Annotated in this window: 1 protein-coding gene; it reads right to left on the bottom strand. The window is 64.4% G+C overall.

The features are described from left to right. Positions 1-216 (bottom strand): hypothetical protein (locus HX783_RS29845; protein ID WP_218175454.1); only part of this gene is annotated, 216 nt, incomplete at its 3' end. Between the last annotated feature and the right edge of the window lie 132 nt (positions 217-348).

Below are 348 nucleotides of genomic sequence, written 5' to 3' on the forward strand. Positions count from 1 at the left end.
GGCGCCCTGCAAGGTCACGCTCATGTTCGGGCAGTTCACCCGGACCGCGCGGCTGTCGCCCGATAAGGCGCACACGCTGACGCTCTCAGCCACAACGGGCATGACCACGACCACGCCGCCGACCATTTCTACCCCGGCCAACAACAGTAGCGTCCAGACACTGCGACCCACACTCACCGGCAAGGCCGCGCCCAACGGCAGGGTTTGTGTGCACAACGATGCCTACGTCTACTACGGCGATTGCTACGCCAACGCCAACGGCGACTGGAGCTACACCTTTGCCCAAGACCTGGCTCCCGGCAAGGTCACGCTCATGTTCGGGCAGTTCACCCTGACCGCGCGGCTATC

Origin of the sequence: Pseudomonas sp. D2002, from assembly GCF_013385735.1 — a bacterium.
Lineage (GTDB): Bacteria > Pseudomonadota > Gammaproteobacteria > Pseudomonadales > Pseudomonadaceae > Aquipseudomonas.